Origin of the sequence: Aureibacter tunicatorum, from assembly GCF_036492635.1 — a bacterium.
GTDB lineage: Bacteria > Bacteroidota > Bacteroidia > Cytophagales > Cyclobacteriaceae > Aureibacter > Aureibacter tunicatorum.
The window spans coordinates 495,689-510,666 of sequence record NZ_AP025305.1 but is presented as its reverse complement, the minus strand read 5'-3'; the positions used below and the strand labels follow the sequence as shown (position 1 = coordinate 510,666).

The window sequence follows — 14,978 nt, the reverse complement described above, 5'->3', positions numbered from 1 at the left end:
TTGTTCCCAATGCCGATAGATAACACCCAAAAACCTTGGTATAAGCCTAGTTTTTTTAGATATTTTACAAAAAAACCAGAGTATGCCAGCAAAGAACAGGCTGTAAACTTGCCTTAGGAAAATTCTTTGGAAATCATCTTAATTAATCAACATGCCAGCTTAAGAATTTTCTATAACTCTCTAATTTATCTATAAATAAATGAGTTTCAAATACTCTTATCATTATATTTCACTATATTTTATTCTGCACTAATTCTGGATATCCATTCGAGTCACAAACAGAAATAACTTTGATATTGGTTGGATATTTTAATTGATGAGAATTGATTAAATGTATAATCATATTTCTGTAGATATCCATCATTTCTAATCGCCCAATTTTTAATGACTCTCCACCAAGGGAGAAAAAGCTTTCTTCGATTTCAAATGAAGAATCTAACAACCAAGTATCATGATCTTCACAATACTCATCATGGCCTGACAGGTAAATTTCATATCCAGTACAAACTCTTTGAATTCCATAGTTTAGAGCAATGATATTATTAGGAATAGTTAAGTTTTCATTGGATCGAATAATCCATTGTTTTATGGTATTCTTAAGCTTATTAATTTCTTCTTCCTTATCATTAGATACTTGCATTTAAATCAAATTTATTTTCACTTTTATATCGAATCTAGTGATTTAATAATCGTTATATATTTATTTTGCTCACCAAATGCTGGAAAGTCTGGTAGTGTATATTCAATAGCTCACAAGAATGTAATTCCCCATTCAATTGAGGTTATTGAGTATATTTTAGATGCTCAATAACCTCAATTGAAACCTAATCTAAATGGAACATCTCCAAAAAATACTAGAGATGTTTATTGGACGGTTAAAAACCTTTAGAAATCATACAAAAAGTAAGAATTTAAAGATAATAATTATGATTTATTTTATTTGGCTATTTGTTAATTTATGTACTTTAGATAGTGTTAAAAATGTATATACTATTGAAAAAATCAAATCAAAAAAATCTTTTAATATAATATATGCTAGTAATAATGATAATATATATAAAATAATAGTGAAAAAGAATAAAAAATATAAAGGAGATATTCGAATTAAAGTTGGAAGGTCATATAAATTAGATATAAAAACACAAAGAGAGTCTGCTGAAGAAAAAGTTTCATCACCTGATCAAGTTAAATTGTTGCCGCCAATTAATTATTTAGATTTGAGTCCTTGTAGAGAATATGAAGGAGGAAGTGAAATTTGTATTGAGCCAGATAAGGGTATTTATACATTATATCTTACAGATGATATCATTGGATTATATTATGTTCCGAAATAATAATAGCTGACATATTTTATAGTGAATATGTAAAGCTTTTCCTATGGTCGAAGTTTATATTAAAAAAGAACACTGGAGCAAGTTTTCAACTTGTTCCCAATCTCGATAGATAATATTCAAAAGCATTGGCATAAGCTGGGGCTTTTATTTTGATCTTTGATGAAAGGAATTGAGTATGCCTGCAAAGCACAGGTTGCAAACCTGCGCTAGGGTATGAATTACTATGTAGTGTCAAGCTCCCAAAGAGCCAACGGCCGTATCATCAAGGAAGGCAATAAGTACAAATCTGAAAGACCACTCGGACAATACGCGTGTAGTCCTGAACCAAGCAGGCGAAGTGCAACAGCAGACAGACTATTATCCTTTCAGCTTGGTAATGATTCAGTAGGAAGACACTACATCTAAACATGAATTTATAGCGGAAAAGAGTTTCAATAACAAGAAATGTAGCCACAAAGCAAGCAAATTTTCCTTATCCTCGAGATTATGATAGTTTCAAAAAAATCATTTTAAGGAAGTAATTCCATATAAAACAAAAGATAACCGAATTGTGAATAGAATTAAACGCTATATAATTATAACAACAATAGACGTGATTATAAATTCAATTTTCTTCTCAGTATTTTTAATGGTTGTATATCCTGAATTAATGATATTTTCTTATCGTTATTTATCTACAATAAATGACTATGAGGTTTTTACTTCTCATCCAACAAGTTTGTATTTTGAGAATGGACTATGGATTTCCATTAGCGTATTATTTTTATATTTTTCCATAAGAATAAATTTCGGTAAAATAGTAACAGGATTATTAGTTTTTATCATTAATCTCATTATTATAAGCATATTATCACTAATATATTTAATCTGTTTAGGATTTTATTTAAAGGGAATAAGTGTTGATACTCCACTAGAATTTAATATTATAAAGTTTCATTATGTAATATTCTTAGCACTTGTACCTCTAATTATTCTCAATTACAAGGTTTCCAAATGGAAGCCTTTTAGTTCAAGGTATTTGTAATGAGCATAATGCAGTAGTGCTTCAAGTATTAATTCTAACAGTTAGCTAATGCAATAATTAAATGCCTTAGTATAAACGGAGCCCTTTGTTTTAGATCTTCGATGAAAGCAGTTGAGTATGCCAGCAAAGCACAGGTTGCAAACCTGCGCTAGGGTATGAGTTACTATATAATGTCAAATATCCAAAAAGCCAATGGCCATATATCATCAAGGAGGGCAATGAGTACAATCACGAGTACTATCTAAAGGATCACTTGGGCAATAACCGTGTAGTATTGAACCAAGCAGACGAAGTACGACAACAGACAGAGGTCAATGAACTAAGAGAATCTTGAGCCAATTCATAATTCGGACCTATTAAAGAATAAAGTGTTTATTGAGATTGTTAAATAGAAAATGGCTCTCTTCATGGAAATTTGTGAAGAGAACCGATTTACTCAAGCCATCAAGTAAGTACCTATTTAAAATAATTGTGATGCATTTTTGATCTTAAATAAGTACTCACTTAGGCCCTTAAATTTGCAATAACTAACTGTAGGACTCTCAATTAATTATGCCTTATAATTTCACTTTGGTAAATAGTTTTGTCTCCAACAACTCTTTGACCTCCCCTTCTAATTCATTATTAAAAATATTAATGATTTTGTATCCTTTGGCTTCTAAATATCTTTTCATTAGCCTACCATGAGAAGCCCCTACTATAATCGCTCCTCTTTGATGATTACCCTCTTGCATTTCATAGTCTACATTTTCGGCCATTTTTAAATTTCTTTGGTCCCAAAAATACTCATACATTTTTGCAGCCTCCTGATTTTTTGAGTATTTCAATGGGAGATAATAATTGAAATAATCCACTGTATCAAAAGAATTTGTATTCAATACTTTTAAATAATTCCCTTGTTGTCTGTACTTTGTTTCCTCTTCATTTAAAACAGTAAAAATATTTATAACTTCTTCTTCATTACTCATATATTTATCAATAGATTGATCCCAATATTTATGAAAAAGTAATCGATCATCCTGATTATCCATATGTCCAAAACCATTTAACTTTAACTTTTTTGCAGCAGGAAATGCGATTAAATGATACTCACTTTTTTGTCTATAATCACAGTATTTTTTTAATGAATCAACTGAGGCAACCTCGGTATTAATTTTTTTATAATATTGCTGTATTTCTGACTCTGAAAGTGTCTTTTCTGTCTCATCAAAAATATACTTTTGATACTCATAATTCATGTCTCTTTTTATATATAAAGCGCGCATTAATTGTGCTCGGTAATAAAGATTATTAGGTGCTTTTAGTAATTGGGCTTCCCATTTTTTTATTTCCTTATCTACAAATCTTGTGTTCAAGTTATTTACAGAAAGTAGGTAGGCAATTTCTTGTTTGGCAAACCCCCTATCAATTACTGCCCCGTATAAATTATCTGGTGAAACGGTTTCAGAAAAAAAAATGTCTGGCTGAAACTTTACGATTTCGTTAATGGCTTCATCATAATCCTCATTTAAACAATCCGAATAATCATGAGCCGAACGGATGAGCAAAATTTCTTTTTGCTTCTTTTGAGCCTTTATAGAAAGTGGTAAAAAAATTAAACTTAAAAATACAATGGCGATAGATACTTGTGGCTTTTTCATCTTCTAGTTTTTTGATTGATTGATGATTCAAATATCTAAAGCATCGGGTTATAAATGAATGGAAAAACCATGGGCTAGGAAAAAAGCAGGGTGAGTGAGGAAAAACTCTTTGTAAGGTTTGAGGAGCCCCATCTGGTCGCAGTTTAGATTAAAAAAGAACACTGGAGCAAGATTTCAACTTGCTCCCAATGTCGATAGATAATATTCAAAAGCCTTGGCATAAGCTGGGGCTTTTATTTTGATTTTTGATGAAAGGAATTGAGTATGCCTGCAAAGCACAGGTTGCAAACCTGCGCTAAGGTATGAATTACTATGTAGTGTCAAGCTCCCAAAGAGCCAACGGCCGTATCATCAAGGAAGGCAATAAGTACAAATCTGAAAGACCACTCGGACAATACGGGTGTAGTCCTGAACCAAGCAGGCGAAGTGCAACAGCAGACAGACTATTATCCTTTCAGCTTGGTAATGATTCAGTAGGAAGACACTACATCTAAACATGAATTTATAGCGGAAAAGAGTTTCAATAACAAGAAATGTAGCCACAAAGCAAGCAAATTTTCCTTATCCTCGAGATTATGATAGTTTCAAAAAAATCATTTTAAGGAAGTAATTCCATATAAAACAAAAGATAACCGAATTGTGAATAGAATTAAACGCTATATAATTATAACAACAATAGACGTGATTATAAATTCAATTTTCTTCTCAGTATTTTTAATGGTTATATATCCTGAATTAATGATATTTTCTTATCGTTATTTATCTACAATAAATGACTATGAGGTTTTTACTTCTCATCCAACAAGTTTGTATTTTGAGAATGGACTATGGATTTCCATTAGCGTATTATTTTTTTATTTTTCCATAAGAATAAATTTCGGTAAAATAGTAACAGGATTATTAATTTTTATCATTAATCTTATTATTATAAGCATATTATCACTAATATATTTAATCTGTTTAGGATTTTATTTAAAGGGAATAAGTGTTGATACTCCACTAGAATTTAATATTATAAAGTTTCATTATGTAATATTCTTAGCACTTGTGCCTCTAATTATTCTCAATTACAAGGTTTCCAAATGGAAGCCTTTTAGTTCAAGGTATTTGTAATGAGTATAATGCAGTAGTGTTTCAAATATTAATTCTAGCAGTTAGCTGTTGCAATAATTAAAAGCCTTGGCATAAGCTGGGGCTTTTATTTTAGATCTTTGATAAAAGCAGTTGAGTATGCCAGCAAAGCACAGGTTGCAAACCTGCGCTAGAGTATTGAGAGAGACACCAGCTCGTTCGCATTTGAAATGCGAATGTTTAAAACCTAGCATCTGTGATGTGAAGAAGCGAATACATCGATCATTTCAGTTTTTCGATATCCTCAACACTAAGGCTTGTCGCTTGCATGATTTGGTCGACAGAAAGACCTAAAGCAATCAGGGATTTAGCTATTTGAATTTTTTCTTCTTTTTTGCCTTTTTCTTTGCCTATTTCAATTCCTATTTCAATGCCTTCCTCTTTTGCTTCCCCCTTAGCCGTTTCCATGGTATTATAGTAATCTCTCATTTGCTTGAGCGATTCGCGATATTCATGCAGTTGTTTAGGGTTGTATTTGGCGATTTCAGCCGTATCGAAAAATTTCTGAAAGACACGTTCTTGCAGTTCCACAGGTCGATCAGTGAGTTTGTTCAAATTGCTAAGCAAGTACAGCCATTTGTCAAAGCGTGTTTTTAGCTCATTCAGTTCTTTTTTGAATTTGGGAATTTCAAGATAGATAAAGGTCAGCTTGTCGTAATAGACTTCTTTCATCTCCAATTCCATCAATTGCACATGATGCAGAAGTTTGTCCGGTTTGTCTTTATGCTCATCAAATAAGAAATTCATGATGCCAATCGTATAAACCCCTTTTAGGTCGAATTTCCAATCCATGCCCGATTTGGCTTGTTCCTGAATAGGGAAAGAGGCGTAATACAAGCTTCTTTCCTTGAAGTTTGTTTGCTTGGCTCTTTGCAGCTCGATGATAAACTTTTCGCCGTCTTGGTTCTCGCAGTATAAATCAAAAATAGCCTGTCGGTCTTCCGCGGATCTGGAGTAATGCTCGTTTTGATGAAAAGACAAGTCTTTGATTTGGTCTTTTTCAGGAAGCAGTTGATTCAAAAAATCAATCAAAAGATCCTTGTTTTGCTCTTCTCCAAACAATCTCATGAACCCAAAATCAGTGAATGGATTGATGAATTTTTCGATCATGGCTATAGCTAATTGATTGATTCAAAAATACTTCTTCGACAGGTGATATGCAAATGAATTAATAAATCACAGATTTTGATCAGAGAGTGAAGTACATGATGTGAACCATTTTATTAGATTTTTCTTTAATTAACCTCAACCAGTCACGAAGTCTTCCACTCAAGCTTCTAAGGACGAAACGGCGGTGGCTTGGCGCAAAACACTTCCAGCTTGTCTTCGTCTATTTCGAATGGCTCTCCGTATTTTAAGTTAAGTCTATTGTTTAGAGCGTAAATCATTTTCCAAGCGTTTTCCATCCAGCGAGGCAAAACTTCCGGCTTGTCGATAGTTTCCATTCCCCTGATCTCGATGATAGGCGCTCTCGTCGTATTGGTTCCACCTCCAGGGTCAGTCTTGTCCCTGTACTCTCCCATGGATTCCAGATGATGGGCATGCTCGAAATTTGGAAAATGATGCTTGCTGAGCATATCAACACCTCTAGGAATATTCTGCAACCACTTTTGGATAGTTACTTCATCTAGTATGTGTTTGTCCTTTTCATCTTTTGCGTCTTTGTATACTCCATGCTTGAACACAGGATCCTTCCATGACATGTATGGGTGACAACATTTAACAAGCCTAAGCCAACGCTCGGGATGTTTAGGTCCAAAGTAAATCCGTTCTTTTAAAGGAAGAACCTTAAACATCTCAGCAAAGTCCGTTCTTGCCAAAAGGTTCATCGCAGACTTTGGATAAGTCAAATACAGCTTTGAGCAGGAATCAAGGTAATGGACGATCAGGCAAAGAAGTCCTCGAAGGTTTGGACTCATGCTCCAAGGTGGCAGGTCGGGATGATTCGCCAAAAACTTCTTGCGACCAGCCTCGACTTTATTGGGGATTTCTCCATTGGCGACATTGGAACGGTAATGTTTTTCATAAAAGAAATCTTTAAGGTGCGAACGCGTGACTGCTTTTTGGCCGAATCGGGTTCTGAAATTAGCTCCGTAAGGACTTGCCTCCGTGGGAAAGATATCTTGTAAAAAATCCGGAATTTCGCTGAGCCTAAACCCTGCGGTCATTTGCGGAGTGATGACGAATGGAAAGTTCGGCTTGACAAATGCATCATCCATAGTCACTACCCCGAATCTATTCATTGGTTCTAAAGTAATGCATTTTGTCGGGCTGGCTTTGCTCACCAACTCCATTTGCTGAAAGAAATCCACAAGTTTATGTCCGGTTGTCCTAAGCTCTTCCAGTCCTGAGGCATCCTCGCTGAAGGGAATTGTTATGACTTCAAAGTCGCTTTGGTTATCAGTCGTTTCGTCCGCTTGAACTTCGAATGTATCGCTCTGAAAGATTTGATCTTTCTTTTTCAAGAAGTCTGAATTCTCTGGCCCTGGATTTTGCATAGCTTCATCCATTTTACCGGATTTGGCCTTGTAGGTTCTCCAAGAAATTTCAAATTCGAACCCCACATGCCTTTGTATCGGCATTTTCGCTGTTGCCAATGGAGAAGAGATGCTTTTATGATCTTTTTTTATGTTATCGTCATATGCGAAATCCATCGATGAAATAACAGAGGAAAGACAAAATGGGTTTTCGACAAATAAAAAAAGCTGCTCCAGAGTGTTTGAAGCAGCTTTTCACCATATGTTTTGCGCCATTAATTTTTGGTTTTAAACCATTTGACCAAAGTCTGATAGTTGACTTTGCTTCCATGCATCAATATGCCAATTCTATAAATTCTTCCGGCGATATAAGTCGTCCATATAAATCCTATGACAAGCAATGCCATGGATAATAGCAATTCCCAAGTATCAACGCCAAAAGGAACCCGCATAACCATGACGATCGGAGAGGTAAAAGGAATGATCGACATCCAAAATGCAAAATCGCTATCCGGATCCCTGATAACTCCCGAAAGGGAAATCAAAGCGAAAATCAAAGGAATAGTAATCGGCAACATGAATTGTTGCGAATCGGTATCCGAATCCACCGCGCTTCCAATTGCCGCAAATAAAGATGCATATAGAAGATACCCACCTAAGAAGAAGAAAATAAATGAACCGATAATTTTAGCGAAAGAAAGCTGCATGATCGCTTTGTAAATTTCCCCCATGTCACCAGACAATGAGCTGATGTCACCGGCTTGTTCCATGCTGATCTGTTGAGCTGTTTCTTGCACGCCAAGCATGGTGGAAATGATTTGAATAGCCACAGTGGAAAGCGCAGTCCAAAGCACCAATTGCGTCAATACCACAGCGGCGACTCCAAGTATTTTTCCCATCATCAATTGGAAAGGTTTGACTGAGGAAATAATCACTTCTACGATTCGATTGGTTTTTTCCTCGATAACGCCTCTCATCACTTGAGATCCATACATAAAGATGAACATATAGATCATAAACGAAAAGATATAGCCTACCGCGGAAGCCACTATGGCGTTATTTTCCTGTTCTCCTTCATCAGTGAGGCTGACGGTATGTATGCTGATATGGGGCGCTAAAGCTTCTATCTCCGCTTTGTCGATGCCTAAGGACTTGAGTCGATAGTTTTCAATGACCCTTTCGATCTTTTCCTCAATGGATGACAGCACGCTTAAGCTGGGGCTGTTTTTAGAGAAAAAGTTTATTCCTTCCGGATTATTGACATCCAGTCTTGGTATATACAGCAAGCCATCGAACCCGCTGGATTTGTAAGTCATTTTGGCCGAATCCAAAGAACCGTCAATGTAGACAAACTTCACCTCGTCGTTGTTTTGGAATTTGCCGATAAACATTTCGCTTTCATCCAGCACTTCTATGGTTTTTTGCTCACCGCCTTCCGTCGCCAGCCAAAATGGCAACAGCCACAAGCATGCGAATAGCAAAGGCCCAAGAAAGGTCATGATGATAAAAGACTTTTTTCTAACTCTAGTGAGATACTCACGCTGTATGATTAGCCAAATTTTGCTCATTTTTTACTTCATTAATTTTTGAAATAAATATATCATTGATGCTAGGCAGCAATTCTTTGAAACCGTGAATTTCCGTTTTTTCAATCAGATACTTCAGCAGCTCATTCGGAGACTCGTCTCTGGAAAGTTTTATTCTAGTGACATGCCTGTCGTCGTCTTTGATTTTAGATTCCAAGATTTCAAGCCTTGCATCGAGATTGGACAACTCTCCAATATGCTCAACTACATAAGTATTGTTTTTATAATCGGCTTTGATATCGTCTTTTCTGCCATCCAATATTTTTCGCGATTTGTAGATCAAAGCCAAATGATCGCAAAGTTCTTCGACAGACTCCATTCTATGCGTTGAAAAGATAATGGAAGCTCCCTTGTCTCTTAGCTTGATGATTTCTTTTTTGATCAATCTCGCATTTATAGGGTCAAAGCCAGTGAAAGGCTCGTCTAGAATTATCAGCTTTGGGTCATGTAGCACAGTGGCAATGAACTGTATCTTTTGCTGCATTCCTTTAGAAAGATCCTCAATATTCTTGCTCCACCATTGGGCAATCTCGAATTTTTCCAGCCAATGCTTCACTTTTCTGGTGGCTTCGCTTTTTTTCATCCCTTTGAGTTGCGCGAGATAAAGCAATTGTTCTCCCACTTTCATCTTTTTGTACAAGCCGCGCTCTTCAGGCAAGTAGCCTATTTGGCTGATATGCTCAGGCTTTAACTCTTCACCGTCAAACCATATCTTGCCCGAATCGGACATGATAATCTGTGTGATGATTCGGATAAAAGTCGACTTCCCGGCGCCATTGGGACCCAACAATCCGAATATCGAGTTTTTAGGAATCGACAAGCTGAAATCATTCAGGGCTATGTGATCCTGGTATTGCTTTGAAATGTGTTCTGCCTTTAATATGTCCAAGATACTCTCTGTCCTTTAGTTGAATAATGTGGAGTAAAGATATGAATTAATATCCAACAACAAGCACATAGAGGATAATAAAGGAATCAATGTAGAATAATTTTGTATTATTGCTTTTTCAAATTCAATCGTAACAATATCGACTATGGCAATAGGCAGAGGCAATAATTCGAATACTTGGTGGGGAGAGCGTTGGCTAAAATCTTTGAGCGAAATTGACTATAGCAACAGGTTGCCTAGAGGAAAGACTTATGCGAATAAAGGAGCAGTATACGCTTTGGAAATCAACGGCAATGAAATTCACGCTGATGTGTCAGGTTCATTTAGGAATTCATACAAAGTGAGAATAACAGTGCCACAACTGGAACGTGAACAAAAGTTGGCTTTAGTCGATGCTGTCGTTAATGATGATTTGGTGCTCGCTAAGCTTATGAATATGCAAATGCCCAAAGAATTGGAACAAGTTTGCAAAAATCATGGAGTAGCTCTTTTCCCAAGCCGATGGGACGATTTGAAAATGAAGTGCTCATGTCCCGACCATGCGGTTCCTTGCAAGCATTTGGCTGCGGTCATTTACAAGCTTTCAGAAGAGATCAACAGAAATCCTTTTCTTATTCTCAAATTAAAAGGATTGGATTTGCCAAAGTCTTTAAAGCAACAAGGCATAGAGATGGAAAGCTTTCAAGGACATTTTTTTGAATTGAAAAAGCATATGGAAGAGCTCTCGATCAGAGGAGAATCTTATTATTTTGATAAAAATGTATTTGAAGAGATCGACTTTTCAAATCTTGTTTCTGTGCAGGAGAGAATGTTCGCTATCTTAAATGACAAGCCATTATTCTATTCCAAGGACTTTAAATCAGTCTTGAAGAAAGCATACAATGCAACAGGTAAAAGTTACAAGAACTTTCATAAAAGCATTCAAGAGCAAGAAACACCTGCATTTTGGCATAAGGCGGAAGCTTTGCAAATTATAGTGAAACCAAACAATAAATTAGCTTGGTATTATCAAATAGAAGGAGAATATGTTCCTTTGCCTCAAACGTATCAAAGTCCAAAGATGATACAGAGCTTGATATTAAGCCAAGATGCAAGCAAGATGTCTCATTGGCTTAAAGAATGGAAAGTCTTATATGCTTTGAGCTTGTATGTGTCCAGAATATTATTGGAGAAAACTTTTGTCCCTCAAGTCGAAAAGATTGGCAATAAGTTTCATTGCAGATGGATTCCTCTTTTGATGGACAAGGCGTCGAGAAATATTTTTGAAAACATGTCCAAATTGTTGCCTCCGGACCTGCTTTTGTTGCAACAAGAAAGCGGGTTTGAGAGGATCAAGGCCGAAGAGCAATTAAATATCTTAGTGGATTGGTATGTGGGAGGCTGGGTGCGTGAAAATGCATTCGATTTAAGAGGAAGTGGCATAGACACGGACCAATTGGTTTTTGACGCTTTTTTTGAAGAGGAGCCTGTTGGTTTTGATGAAGAATTGTCTTCCAGTGTTCCTGACGCTATTCATTTATGGCTTCAAAAATTATTTATTACAGAAAAAGAGCTTGTGCCTGTATTTTGGTTTGATGAAAGGTCGGATGGAGACTTTTCGATGAAGCTGAAAGTTAAAGAAAGGAAAAGCGGTTTTGTGTCCGCCTTTGATGAGCTATTGAAAAAGCATCGAAACAAGAAAGCCAAGCTGGGATTGTTCAAGGACTTGAATTTAGTCTCGGAATATTTTCCAAAGATCAATAAATTCCTATCCAGCGAAAAAAAGAATTTGCTGTTTCCTATCGAGAGCTTTGAAAATTTTCTTTTTGATATTTTACCGACCATTCGCCTTTTGGGGATAGAAGTGATTTTGCCTAAGAGCATACAAAGGATGATGGTTCCGACGTTGACTATGGAAGTGCAAAAACATCCTGATGCTTCGCCGGCAAAGTTGAATATCATGGAGCTATTGAACTTTGAGTGGAGAATATCTATTGGGGAAGATACTTTTTTGACAGAGGACGATTTTAGAGCTATGGTCAAAGGCAAAAAAGGTCTTATTCGATTCAAAGACATGTATGTCCACTTGCAAGCCGACGAGGTTAATAAACTATTGAGGAAATTGGACAACCCTCCAAAGCTGGGAGCCAATGAAGTCTTGCAAGCGGCATTTTCTGAAAGCTATGAGGGATGCGACATTGTGCTTAGCGATGAAGCCAAGGAACTTTTGGAACAGTTCACCCAAGATTACGAAGTAGAAACTGCGGAAAACTTGCAAGCAGTATTGAGACCTTACCAAGAGCGAGGTTATGCGTGGCTCTATAAAAACGCTCGCTTGGGCTTGGGCAGTATTTTAGCCGATGATATGGGCTTGGGTAAAACCTTGCAAACGATCTCTGCATTGGCCAAATTCAAAGAAGACGGCTTACTGAGCACAGGAAAAGTTCTGATCATTGTCCCTACAAGCTTGATGACGAATTGGGATAAGGAAATCGCCAGATTCGCTCCTATGCTGGAGGTGAAAATTTATCACGGTCCCGGCAGAAAGTTGGAAGGAGACTATGATTGTCTGGTGACAACTTATGGCATGGCGAGAACGGATTTGAGCAAACTGAAGAAAAAAGACTGGTATGCTTTGATTATTGATGAAGCTCAAAATATCAAGAATGCTTCTACAGCTCAAACCAAAGCGGTAAAATCAATCCCCGCGAGCGTTAAAATCGCACTCAGCGGAACGCCAGTGGAAAACAGGCTTTCGGAATACTGGAGTATTATGGACTTTGCCAATAAAGGCTATTTGGGTACAGTCAAAAAGTTTGTTGACCATTATGCCAAGCCTATCCAAGAAGTCCATGACCACGATGTGCTGGAAAGGTTCAAAAAGATGACTTCGCCGTTTTTATTGCGTCGCTTGAAAACCGATAAAACGATCATTACCGATTTGCCAGATAAGATTGAGCAAAATGTATATTGCGCTTTGACGGAAGAACAAGCGAGTATCTATCAAGCTACAGTAGAAAAAGCTATGAAAGCGATTGGAGGAGCGGATGAAGGCATAGAGAAAAAAGGAATGGTATTGAGCATGATCACTTCGCTCAAACAAGTTTGCAATCACCCCGCCCAATTTTTGAAAGGCAAGATGAACAAACCGGAGTATTCAGGAAAAACCGACCAGTTGTTTGCCGTATTGGACAGTGTCTTTGAGACAGAAGAAAAGGTATTGATATTTACCCAATACACAGAAATGGGTAATATGCTCCAAAACTGGATAGATGAACGATATCATACGCATTCGCAATTTCTGCATGGTGGCTTGAGCCGAAAAGAACGCGATCATATGGTAGATCGATTTCAGAATGATCCGGATTGTAGAGTATTTGTACTGTCCTTGAAAGCGGCGGGAACAGGTTTGAATTTGACACAAGCTTCGCATGTTGTTCACTATGATTTGTGGTGGAATCCTGCTGTAGAAGCTCAGGCAACTGACAGAGCCTATCGAATAGGCCAAAAAAGGAATGTAATGGTCCATCGTTTGATATGCCAAGGCACATTTGAAGAGAAAATCGACGAAATGATCAGAACAAAGCGAAAGTTATCGGACTTGACTGTCGCTGCGGGAGAGAAATGGATCGGAGACATGTCTGATAGCGACCTAAACGAGCTAGTTTCCTACTCCTCTCAATAGAGTTATTTATCCGAATATGAAGCTGTGAGGCCCAGCGCGGCTTTGTATTCGTCCAACTTTCTTTTGATTTCAATATGAGGGAAGCTGTCAAGAACAGGTGGAAATTTTTGCCACATCATATGAAATGCTGAAGCTTCTGCCAAGAATTGTTCATGATTCGCTTGGTCCATTAAAGCAGAAGAAAGCCTGGAGTGCATAGCGATGTCAAAGCAGCCTTCTACAAATCCGATCGTCAAAGCTAATGGATCAATGACTATACTTGAATATATTGTAAAGTGAAGCCCTTCCAAGGCTGACGGGGCTTCTGTGCCGGGAGACATGAATTCTTCGATAATTTTTTTGAATGCTCGGAGGCATTTCTCCGCGATTTGATTCGCTTTGCAGGTAAGCTCTTGCTCATCAACATCAGTCATAGTGAATATACTTTCCCTTTCACCTTCAGGTGTCATTCTGGAGCCAAGCATATCTTCCTCTTTGCCTAATCCCAAAACCTTGTTGGCTAAATGGTCCATATCTCCAAAAGATAGCGTCTGGTCAATTGTAGAAATATTGTAGGACGATCCAGACACAAGCATGTTCCCCTCGTTGAAGCTATACCAGAGCCTGTCCCAATTTCCGAGAAATAAATCATACGCGGCCAGTCTTCCCATTTGTATGCCTCGTCTGGAATCTTGCTCAAACTCTCTGTATGGGCTTTGAGGTTTTTTCGAATATTCCAGCATGCTCCCTTCGGAAAATTCCTGCAATATGATATAAGGATTGGAAAATGAAAACAACAGCAAGTATAGCTCTCGACCTTCAGGCGTATAGTCGGTAGCAAGGATTTTTTTGAGGTCTACGATTTCACGGCTTCTTTTGTGGAGAACTTTAGATTCGGGAGCGGTAAGGTTTCCTCTTCCAATATTCTCGATAAAATTAGAAGCAAAAGACTCTCGTGGCGCGTTGGAAGGATGTCCATTGTCAAACTTCATGACAAATTTGTGTCCTCTCGCATCTGTCAGGAAAAATGTTTGAGCTGTTTTTCCCCTTTTAGGCTTTGCTACGCTGACAGAGGTGAATTTTGGATTCAACATCATTTGCACAGGCAATGAACTGGCTGGCGGTTGGCGAGAAATTGACGCTCCCCGTTCGTTGACTATATTTCTTGGTTTATTGTCTTTTTTGAAATATTCGAACATAATGAGAATAATGCCTGTCTAATGACAACAGCTCATTGCTCATTATGTTGAAATA

General features: G+C 37.3%; 11 protein-coding genes. 4 read left to right on the top strand and 7 right to left on the bottom strand.

Going from position 1 to position 14,978, the window contains the following annotated elements; translation table 11 throughout:
• Nucleotides 1-232: 232 nt before the first annotated feature.
• On the bottom strand, nt 233-640 hold the full coding sequence (locus AABK36_RS02005; RefSeq protein ID WP_309937364.1) for a hypothetical protein: 408 nt from the start codon (nt 638-640) through the stop codon (nt 233-235).
• A gap of 193 nt (nt 641-833) precedes the next feature.
• Here AABK36_RS02005 and AABK36_RS02000 point away from each other — a divergent pair, with 193 nt between their 5' ends.
• Together AABK36_RS02000 and AABK36_RS01995 are read left to right on the top strand one after the other, a co-directional pair.
• Nucleotides 834-1,334 (top strand): hypothetical protein, encoded by a 501-nt coding sequence (locus AABK36_RS02000; protein WP_309937363.1) that lies wholly within the window; start codon nt 834-836, stop codon nt 1,332-1,334.
• A 213-nt stretch (nt 1,335-1,547) separates the two neighbouring features.
• Complete coding sequence (locus AABK36_RS01995; RefSeq protein WP_309937362.1) at nt 1,548-1,739, top strand: hypothetical protein; 192 nt, start codon at nt 1,548-1,550, stop codon at nt 1,737-1,739.
• A 1,176-nt stretch (nt 1,740-2,915) separates the two neighbouring features.
• On the opposite strand, the gene AABK36_RS01990 is transcribed toward AABK36_RS01995, so the two are convergent.
• Nucleotides 2,916-3,998: a hypothetical protein gene (locus tag AABK36_RS01990; RefSeq protein ID WP_309937361.1), complete on the bottom strand. Its 1,083-nt coding sequence runs from the start codon at nt 3,996-3,998 to the stop codon at nt 2,916-2,918.
• Nucleotides 3,999-4,300: 302 nt separating this feature from the next.
• On the opposite strand from AABK36_RS01990, the gene AABK36_RS01985 reads away from it, so the two are divergent.
• Nucleotides 4,301-4,492, top strand: a complete 192-nt coding sequence (locus AABK36_RS01985) for a hypothetical protein (RefSeq protein WP_309937360.1) — start codon at nt 4,301-4,303, stop codon at nt 4,490-4,492.
• An 859-nt stretch (nt 4,493-5,351) separates the two neighbouring features.
• Here the strand turns inward: AABK36_RS01985 and AABK36_RS01980 are convergent.
• From AABK36_RS01980 to AABK36_RS01965, 4 genes are all read right to left on the bottom strand, one after another.
• Entirely contained in the window at nt 5,352-6,239 is an 888-nt protein-coding gene (locus AABK36_RS01980; RefSeq protein WP_309937359.1) for an Rpn family recombination-promoting nuclease/putative transposase, read from the bottom strand.
• Between the two features lie 167 nt (nt 6,240-6,406).
• Nucleotides 6,407-7,783, bottom strand: a complete 1,377-nt coding sequence (locus tag AABK36_RS01975; protein WP_309937358.1) for a hypothetical protein — start codon at nt 7,781-7,783, stop codon at nt 6,407-6,409.
• Between the two features lie 98 nt (nt 7,784-7,881).
• Nucleotides 7,882-9,174, bottom strand: coding sequence for an ABC transporter permease (locus AABK36_RS01970; RefSeq protein WP_309937357.1), 1,293 nt, complete (start codon nt 9,172-9,174; stop codon nt 7,882-7,884).
• The gene (locus tag AABK36_RS01965; RefSeq protein ID WP_309937356.1) at nt 9,143-10,081 is read right to left on the bottom strand and encodes an ABC transporter ATP-binding protein; all 939 of its coding nucleotides are present in this window, start codon (nt 10,079-10,081) and stop codon (nt 9,143-9,145) included. The genes AABK36_RS01970 and AABK36_RS01965 overlap by 32 nt, the downstream gene beginning before the upstream one ends.
• Nucleotides 10,082-10,226: 145 nt before the next feature.
• Between AABK36_RS01965 and AABK36_RS01960 the strand changes: the two genes are divergently transcribed.
• Nucleotides 10,227-13,745, top strand: coding sequence for an SNF2-related protein (locus AABK36_RS01960; protein WP_309937355.1), 3,519 nt, complete (start codon nt 10,227-10,229; stop codon nt 13,743-13,745).
• Nucleotides 13,746-13,747: 2 nt separating this feature from the next.
• Here AABK36_RS01960 and AABK36_RS01955 read toward each other — a convergent pair whose 3' ends face one another.
• On the bottom strand, nt 13,748-14,923 hold the full coding sequence (locus AABK36_RS01955; protein WP_309937354.1) for a protein kinase family protein: 1,176 nt from the start codon (nt 14,921-14,923) through the stop codon (nt 13,748-13,750).
• Nucleotides 14,924-14,978 lie beyond the last annotated feature (55 nt).

Excerpts from the sequence above, each read along its gene's own strand:
- AABK36_RS02000 (WP_309937363.1), top strand. The coding sequence starts at position 834 with ATGGAACATCTCCAAAAAATACTAGAGATGTTTATTGGACGGTTAAAA.
- AABK36_RS01995 (WP_309937362.1), top strand. The coding sequence starts at position 1,548 with ATGAATTACTATGTAGTGTCAAGCTCCCAAAGAGCCAACGGCCGTATC.
- AABK36_RS01980 (WP_309937359.1), bottom strand. The coding sequence starts at position 6,239 with ATGATCGAAAAATTCATCAATCCATTCACTGATTTTGGGTTCATGAGA.
- AABK36_RS01955 (WP_309937354.1), bottom strand. The coding sequence starts at position 14,923 with ATGTTCGAATATTTCAAAAAAGACAATAAACCAAGAAATATAGTCAAC.
- AABK36_RS01985 (WP_309937360.1), top strand. The coding sequence starts at position 4,301 with ATGAATTACTATGTAGTGTCAAGCTCCCAAAGAGCCAACGGCCGTATC.
- AABK36_RS01960 (WP_309937355.1), top strand. The coding sequence starts at position 10,227 with ATGGCAATAGGCAGAGGCAATAATTCGAATACTTGGTGGGGAGAGCGT.
- AABK36_RS01970 (WP_309937357.1), bottom strand. The coding sequence starts at position 9,174 with ATGAGCAAAATTTGGCTAATCATACAGCGTGAGTATCTCACTAGAGTT.
- AABK36_RS01975 (WP_309937358.1), bottom strand. The coding sequence starts at position 7,783 with ATGGATTTCGCATATGACGATAACATAAAAAAAGATCATAAAAGCATC.
- AABK36_RS02005 (WP_309937364.1), bottom strand. The coding sequence starts at position 640 with ATGCAAGTATCTAATGATAAGGAAGAAGAAATTAATAAGCTTAAGAAT.
- AABK36_RS01990 (WP_309937361.1), bottom strand. The coding sequence starts at position 3,998 with ATGAAAAAGCCACAAGTATCTATCGCCATTGTATTTTTAAGTTTAATT.